This is a genomic window from Bacillus sp. GMs2/2 (assembly GCF_050172095.1).
GTDB lineage: Bacteria > Bacillota > Bacilli > Bacillales > Bacillaceae_G > Bacillus_A > Bacillus_A cereus.
This window is the reverse complement of record NZ_JBNLYE010000187.1, coordinates 1-7637: the sequence shown is the minus strand read 5'-3', so window position 1 is coordinate 7637 and position 7637 is coordinate 1. Positions and strand designations below refer to the sequence as shown.

Here is a 7637-nt window from a genome sequence, read left to right as displayed (position 1 = left end):
ATGTTATTGTTTTTATTTTTCTGAAAAATAAAAATACTTTTCGGTTTTATAGTATGCAAGATATATTTACAAGATAAAAAAGTGATAGTAGGGGGCCGCGCTCTATGTTTATCAAGATAAAAGGACTAGTGAACCTAAAACAATAAACAAGAGCAAAATGCACAGAATTCTCATTCTGCGGTTAGTTACTTTTCTTGGCTTGATGGTGATGTTACGTGAACCCTAAAAATGAATATTGCGTTTCAACTCTTTCTTCATGCAAATAAGTAGAACGTATGGAGGAGTATGTATGTGTTGTTAATGGGAGGAAAGAGTGTATTGCGTAACGAATATAACGTAAGTTTACCGCATGGAAAAGCTAAATGTAGTATATAAGTGAAATGGAATGAGGGGATTTATTTTTTTGTATGAAAAAAATTTTCTTTGTATAACTTGATAAATGAAAAAATATTTTATATACTAATTCATGTAAACGGTTTACTAAATCGTATTTTGCTAGAAATGAAGGGAAGATTCGCATGGAAACAAGGGGGAGAGTAATCGGGATTGATATCGGTACCACAAGTACAAAAACGGTTGTGTTCACAGAAAAAGGAAAAGTCATTGCATCACATGCAATCGATTACCCAATTATTCAACCGAATGTAGGATGGGCTGAGCAAGATCCTGATGTAATATGTGCCGCTGTATACAAAAGTGTAAGCGTTGCCATTGAAAAAGGTAATGTATTACCAGAAGATATTTCTTCAATCGGTGTTAGTACAGCTATGCACGCATTAATTGCAGTAGATGAAAATGGTGCGCCATTAACGCGTTCTATCATTTGGGCAGATAATCGAAGTACGAAGCAATCAGAAAAATTATTACAACAAATGAATGGGCATGAAATTTATAGACGTACAGGTACACCGATTCATCCGATGTCACCACTTTCTAAATTGTTATGGATGAAAGAAGAGGAACCAGAGTTATATACAAGTGCCTATAAATTCATTTCCATTAAAGAGTATGTGATTTACCAATTATTTTCACGCTACGTAGTTGATTATTCGATTGCTTCTGCTACAGGGTTATTTAATTTAGAAACATTAAACTGGGATGAAGATGTTTTAACTATGTTACATATGTCACCAGAACAATTATCAACCCCAGTACCAACTACATATATTTTATCGGGTATGAAACGAGAAATAGCACAAAAGATGGGTATTCGTGAAGATACTCCAGTTGTTATTGGTGCAAGTGATGGTGTTCTTGCGAATGTAGGCGTTGGGGCAATATCGCCTGGCTCAGCTGCGATTACGATTGGAACGAGTGGTGCAGTTCGAACAATCTCATCAAATATAAATACAGATGAGAAAGGGAGAACGTTTTGTTACGCATTAACAGATGAGCACTGGGTAATCGGTGGTCCAACGAATAACGGCGGAATATTACTGAGATGGTTACGTGATGAATTTGGTAGTCCAGAGCAAGAAGTAGCAAGAAAGCTCGGCATTGATCCTTATGATTTATTAATTAAATATGCAGAAAGCGTACCAGCTGGAGCGGATGGGCTATTGTTCTTACCTTTCTTATCTGGAGAACGCGCACCTTACTGGAATGCAAATGCTCGTGGTACATTCTTTGGAATCAATCTTCAGCATAAGCGAGAACATTTTATACGTGCAGTGATGGAAGGTGTTTGTATGAGTGTATATTCAGTAGCACTCGCAATCAGGGATTGTACAGGGCCACTTACTGAAATACGAGTTTCAGGAGGGTTTGCAAAATCTGCATTTTGGAGACAAATGTTGTCCGATATGATGGGAAAAGAATTGCTTGTACCTGAAAGTCATGAAGCATCTGCGCTTGGGGCAGCGGCAGTTGCTTTGTATGCTGTAGGAAAAATTGATTCTCTTGAAGAGGTAAAGGATTGGATTGATATTGTCCATCATCATGTACCGAATAAAGAAAATACGGCTATATATTTAGAAATGTTTTATATGTATGAACGACTTTACAATCGCTTGAAAGAAGAATTTGATTGTATAGCTGCTTTCCAACGTAAACAATAGGGGGATTGGGAGAAATGGTAGTTGGGATTGTACTAGCGGCAGTTGTCATACTACTTTTACTTATTACGGTAGTAAAATGGCATCCATTTGTCGCATTAATTTTAACAGCAATTGGTGTAGGATTAGCAATGGGAATGCCTTTAATTGGAACTTCACCAAAAGATCCAGGGATTATTGATTCTATTAAACTAGGGCTTGGTAATACGTTAGGATTTTTAGCAATAGTTTTAGCACTAGGAACGATGCTTGGAAAAATGATGGCCGAATCTGGTGGTGCTGAACGTATCGCTAACACATTAATTAATCGTTTTGGGAAGAAACGAGTTCACTGGGCGATGATGTTCGTTGCATTTTTAGTAGGGATTCCGGTATTTTTCCAAGTTGGATTTGTACTATTAATTCCGTTAGTATTTACAATTGCATTAGAAACAGGGGTATCACTTATTACAATCGGTATCCCGCTAGTAGCAGGACTATCCGTTGTGCACGGACTAGTGCCACCGCATCCAGCGGCAATGGCGGCAGTTGGTATTTTTAAAGCAGATGTAGGGAAGACAATTTTATATGCATTAATTGTCGGACTTCCAACTGCAATTATTTCAGGTCCACTTTACGGGAAATGGATTGGTGCTCGTATACATAAGGAAGTACCATTAGATATAGCGGAGCAATTTATTGAAAAAGATAATAAAAAAGAGCTTCCAAGCTTTGGGAATACATTGTTTACAATTTTACTTCCAGTATTTCTTATGCTTGGTGCATCAATAGCGGAAGTTGCATTAAATAAAACAAGTCAACTAGCACAAGTATTACACTTTATTGGAGATCCGATTGTCGCTTTATTAATTGCAACCATTTACTCTTTCTTTAGTCTTGGATATGCAAAAGGTTTCTCAAAAGATAAAGTGTTACAATTTACAAATGATTGCCTTGGACCTATTGCAAACATATTATTAGTTATTGGTGCAGGCGGCGCATTTAATAAAGTACTATTAGATTCTGGAATTGGAACGACAATTGCAGATATGGCGAAAGAATCACATATTTCACCGATATTATTAGGGTGGGGAATTGCGGCACTTATTCGAATTGCAACTGGATCGGCAACTGTTTCTATGATGACAGCAGCTGGTATTGTTGCGCCGATTGCAGCAAGCACACCAGGTGTAAATGTTGAATTATTAGCACTTGCAACTGGTGCAGGGTCATTAATTTTATCACACGTGAATGATTCAGGATTTTGGATGATTAAAGAGTATTTCGGAATGACTGTGAAAGAAACATTATTAACATGGACTGCAATGGAGACTATATTATCTGTAGTAGCACTTGGGCTAATTTCGATATTAAATATATTTGTATAGAATAGGAGATTGATTAATATGAAACTAGGTTTAATTGGATTAGGAAAAATGGGATTCCCATTAGCTGAACACTTATATGAAGACAAGCATGAAGTAGTAGTATACGATGTAAATAAAGAGCTTGTTGAAAAGGCAGGAAAACTAGGAATTACTGCACGTCATACATTAAAAGAAATGATCGCTGAACTAGAAGCTCCTCGTACAATTTGGGTAATGGTGCCTGCAGGAGAAGTTGTAGAGTCAGTACTAAAAGATGTTTATCCGTTATTAGATGAAGGTGATATCGTTATTGAAGGCGGAAATTCATTCTATAAAGATACGTTACGCCGTGCTGAAGAAGCAAAAAGCTTCGGATTACATTATGTAGATATCGGTACATCAGGCGGTGTAGAAGGAGCTAGATACGGTGCTTGCTTAATGGTTGGTGGAGAAAAAGAAATTTACGACCAATTAGAACCTTTATTTAAAGATTTAGCAGTAGAAAATGGCTATTCTTATGCTGGCCGTGTTGGTAGTGGTCATTTCTTAAAAATGGTTCATAACGGTATTGAGTACGGCATGATGCAAGCAATCGCTGAAGGATTTGAAGTACTAGATAAGAGTGACTTTGATTTCAATTATGAAGATGTTGCAAAAGTATGGGCGAACGGATCAGTTATCCGTGGTTGGTTAATGGACTTAACTGAAAAAGCATTTGCAGAAGATCCGAAACTAGATGGCATTAAAGGTGTAATGAACTCTTCAGGAGAAGGAAAATGGACTGTTGAAACTGCACTTGAACTTCAAGCTGCAGCACCAGTAATCGCTATGTCATTATTTATGCGCTATCGTTCTCAGGAAGATGATACATTCCATGGAAAAGTAGTTTCAGCACTACGTAATCAGTTCGGTGGACATGAAGTTGTGAAAAAATAAGGATGTTATAAAAAAGAAACTTGTGTATAAGCGCAAGTTTCTTTTTTATAGTTTAAGAAACTACTAATTTAAAAATACCAATTAATCATTGTTTTTTTGTCACAAATGACAGCTTCAACGTTCATTGAATGAACAATATATTCTATATTTTCTTCTTTAGCTAATAATAAGGTTGTAAAGGAATCAAATATACTCATAAACGCATACTCATTATCTTCGCCAGTAATAATTAACTCATTATTGCTAATGTCCCAAATATCTAATGGAGTAGTATTATCTACCGCTAATAATCCGTTTGTATCAAGAATCGGTTCAGAGAAATATAAATTTTTTGCACCTTTAGAAACGAGGAGTTTAAGTAATTTATGTAATAAAAATATAGACGTATAATCTTCTGTTGGATAATAAAGATCTTTTTTTAAGTTTGAATATAGCTTTTCAGCTAAATCCTCTCTTTTATATTCTTCTGTAAAAGCACCAATGGAAGTCAACATGGCTATTGCTAATTCTGCGTATGAATGTAATCCACTATAAGACATCATTTCCTTCCAAGAAACGGATTTCCCATTATGAATGATTTCTTCAGCGCTAGGATAGATGTGCTCATATGGTCTTTTTCTCACAGACTTTTCCCATCCTAAAGGCATTTGGACAAAAGGGTGTAGCAATATAGCTGCAGATTTAAAGGTGTTTGGTAGTTGTTCTAAAATTGGTGATTTGTCATCTAGCCAAATGTAATCCAACAAAATATAACCTCCTCTTAGACTTTGTAATGTACGGATTCCCGCATTATGTTTTTTGTATTGATTGTATCAAATATAAAGCGCTGCATGAAATATGTCCCAACATAAAAGTAAGAATAAATAAAATGAAGTTTTCATAAATAGTAAAAGGGTGCTTATGTCATCAGTATAGCTAAGAAATGTTGTTACATATGAGAAGAGCGTGTTAATAAAATATGAGGTGGTTAAATGGGAAATGAGCAAGTGAAGTCTGTAAAGGAAGAAAAAAAGTTATGTCTTTGTATGATCGTCAAAAATGAGTCTAGAATTATGGAAAGATGTTTAAATGCAACAAAATCAATTGTAGACTTTGTTTCTATTTGTGATACTGGATCGACGGATAATACGCCTGAAATTATTGAAAATTGGTGTAAGGAAAATGAGATACCTGGGACGGTTCATCATGAGCCGTTTAAAAACTTTGGTTATAACAGAAGCTTAGCTGTTTCGTTAGCGCAAAAAACATACCCAGAAGCAGATTATTTATTAATATTAGATGCGGATATGATTTTAGAGGTTGATCCGAATTTCGATAAAACGAGCTTAACGGAAGATCATTATCTTACATTACAATATGATGTTCATATTAAATATTGGCTTACGCGTCTTTTAAAAGCTTCTTTACCATGGAAATCTGTCGGTGTTACTCATGAGTATTGGGATATAGATCGTTCAAAAGTTGGAGCGAATTACAATACGAGGGTAGCTCGGTTAGAGACTCTTGTCGTGAATGATCCCGGAGATGGCGGGAGCAAAGCTGATAAATTTGAAAGAGATGAGAGGTTGTTGTTACAAGGAATAAACGACCCAGAAACAACGCCAGATTTGCATATAAGATATTTATTTTATTTAGCTCAGACTTATTTTCATTTAAGTCAATTTGAGAATTCAATTAAATGGTATAAAAAACGAGTGGAAGCAGGAGGATGGGTTGAAGAGGTATTCTATTCGTTATTGCGAATAGGATTTTGTTATGAGCAGTTAGCAAATCGTTCAGCAAATAAACAAAATGAAGTGACAGATGCTGATGAAAAAGAAACTGTTAAAGGGCAAGAAGAGCAATATTTAGCATTAGCTGTTTTTTATTTTCAAAAAGCGTGGGAATATAGACCAACCCGGGCTGAACCATTATACCAACTTGCAAGGTTGTATCGATTACGATCTCAAAACAATATTGCTTTGATGTATGCTCTGCAAGGGAAGGAAATTCCTTTTCCAAAGGATGATCTACTATTTGTAGATTATCATGTGTATGATTACTTATTTGACTATGAAATTTCTATTAGTGCTTTCTATATACCTCATAAAAAACATTTAGGGGCGGTATCGCAAAAGTATTTGGAATCGATAAAGGAAAAGATTCCATTTCATATAGCAAATATAGTAGAGAATAATGCGAAATTTTATTAAATACATTTTCGATTAAAGGAGTAGTGGAGTAATCATGGAATTAATGCGATGGGCGATTGAACTAGGAGAATCGGTGCATGGAAATACGTATGAAGAATTGATGCCACTACTAGACTACTATTATGATCGTGATCATTTAAAAGCGTATTGTATCGCAAATCTTCTTTTAAACATGGATGTATTAGATGAGGACCGGGAAAGAATCGAATTAAGAAGATGCATCGCTGCTTATTATGCTGGATTATATAAAGTAGCAAGAAAACATGCAAATGAGTTGGTACTTAAACATCCAGATGTAGATTTATATAAAAATAATTTAAGATTAATGGAAGTTTATTTGAATAAAGAATATGATTATTGTCTTTTTATATGCCCAAAGACATACGGTAGTTTCATAGATGTTGCGCGAGCTTTAAAGTGGCGGTTGGAGCAGGAGGGAAATACAGTAATTATATCAGAAACAATACTGGAAAATGCAAAGAATACAGTTGTTTTTGGAGCACATACATACGCATATAACCCGAATCTTCTTCCTAAAGATGCAATTATTTATAATTTAGAACAGCTATACGAAGGAAGTCCATATGCGCATCCCCTTTATTTAATATTATTAAAAGATAGAGTGATTTGGGATTATAGTAAACAAAATATAGAATGGCTTCAACAAAAAGGGGTAGGAAAAGAAATAAAACATGTAGAAATGAACTATGCTCCAACTTTGGAAATAAAAAAAGATGCGTTTGAAGATGAGATTATTGAAGATATTGATATTCTGTTTATAGGTGCTCTTAATCCGAGGCGACAAGCTATTTTTGATCATCTAAAAGCGATTGCCCCGAATTTAAATATAGTTTTTAAAAATAATGCGTGGGGAATTGTTAGAAATGAATTGATTGCTAGAGCTAAAATTATATTAAATATTCATTTTTACTTATCAGGAATTCTTGAAACACCTCGCGTGTCTTATGCAGTCGCGAATAAGAAATTTATTATTTCCGAAAATAGTAATCCAGAAGATGAGGTAGAGTGGCCAGGAATTGTATTTACTCCGTACGAAAAAATAATTGAAAACGTAATGAAATATATAGAATTACCAGAAGAACGGAAAA

5 protein-coding genes and 1 pseudogene are annotated in these 7637 nt (G+C 35.1%); 5 read left to right on the top strand and 1 reads right to left on the bottom strand.

Features of this window, described 5'->3' with window-relative positions; translation table 11 throughout:
- Positions 1 to 518: 518 nt before the first annotated feature.
- Genes gntK through gnd form a run of 3 tightly spaced genes read left to right on the top strand, consistent with a single transcriptional unit; the run spans position 519 to position 4336 of the window.
- Positions 519 to 2057 carry a gluconokinase gene (gntK, locus tag ACQGS6_RS19270; RefSeq protein WP_098601379.1) on the top strand — a complete coding sequence of 513 codons (1539 nt, stop codon included), beginning with the start codon at positions 519 to 521 and terminating at the stop codon, positions 2055 to 2057.
- A 14-nt stretch (positions 2058 to 2071) separates the two neighbouring features.
- Positions 2072 to 3421: a GntP family permease gene (locus ACQGS6_RS19265; protein WP_000260202.1), complete on the top strand. Its 1350-nt coding sequence runs from the start codon at positions 2072 to 2074 to the stop codon at positions 3419 to 3421.
- An 18-nt stretch (positions 3422 to 3439) separates the two neighbouring features.
- Positions 3440 to 4336 carry a phosphogluconate dehydrogenase (NAD(+)-dependent, decarboxylating) gene (gene gnd, locus ACQGS6_RS19260; RefSeq protein WP_000765995.1) on the top strand — a complete coding sequence of 299 codons (897 nt, stop codon included), beginning with the start codon at positions 3440 to 3442 and terminating at the stop codon, positions 4334 to 4336.
- Between the two features lie 68 nt (positions 4337 to 4404).
- On the opposite strand, the pseudogene ACQGS6_RS19255 reads toward gnd, so the two are convergent.
- A pseudogene (locus ACQGS6_RS19255) lies at positions 4405 to 5168 on the bottom strand (DUF2711 family protein).
- A gap of 139 nt (positions 5169 to 5307) precedes the next feature.
- Between ACQGS6_RS19255 and ACQGS6_RS19250 the strand changes: the two are divergent.
- Together ACQGS6_RS19250 and ACQGS6_RS19245 are read left to right on the top strand one after the other, a co-directional pair.
- Positions 5308 to 6528, top strand: a complete 1221-nt coding sequence (locus tag ACQGS6_RS19250; RefSeq protein ID WP_000526219.1) for a glycosyltransferase — start codon at positions 5308 to 5310, stop codon at positions 6526 to 6528.
- A gap of 34 nt (positions 6529 to 6562) precedes the next feature.
- On the top strand, positions 6563 to 7637 hold a 1075-nt coding region (locus ACQGS6_RS19245), incomplete at its 3' end, for a glycosyltransferase family 1 protein (protein ID WP_426965446.1).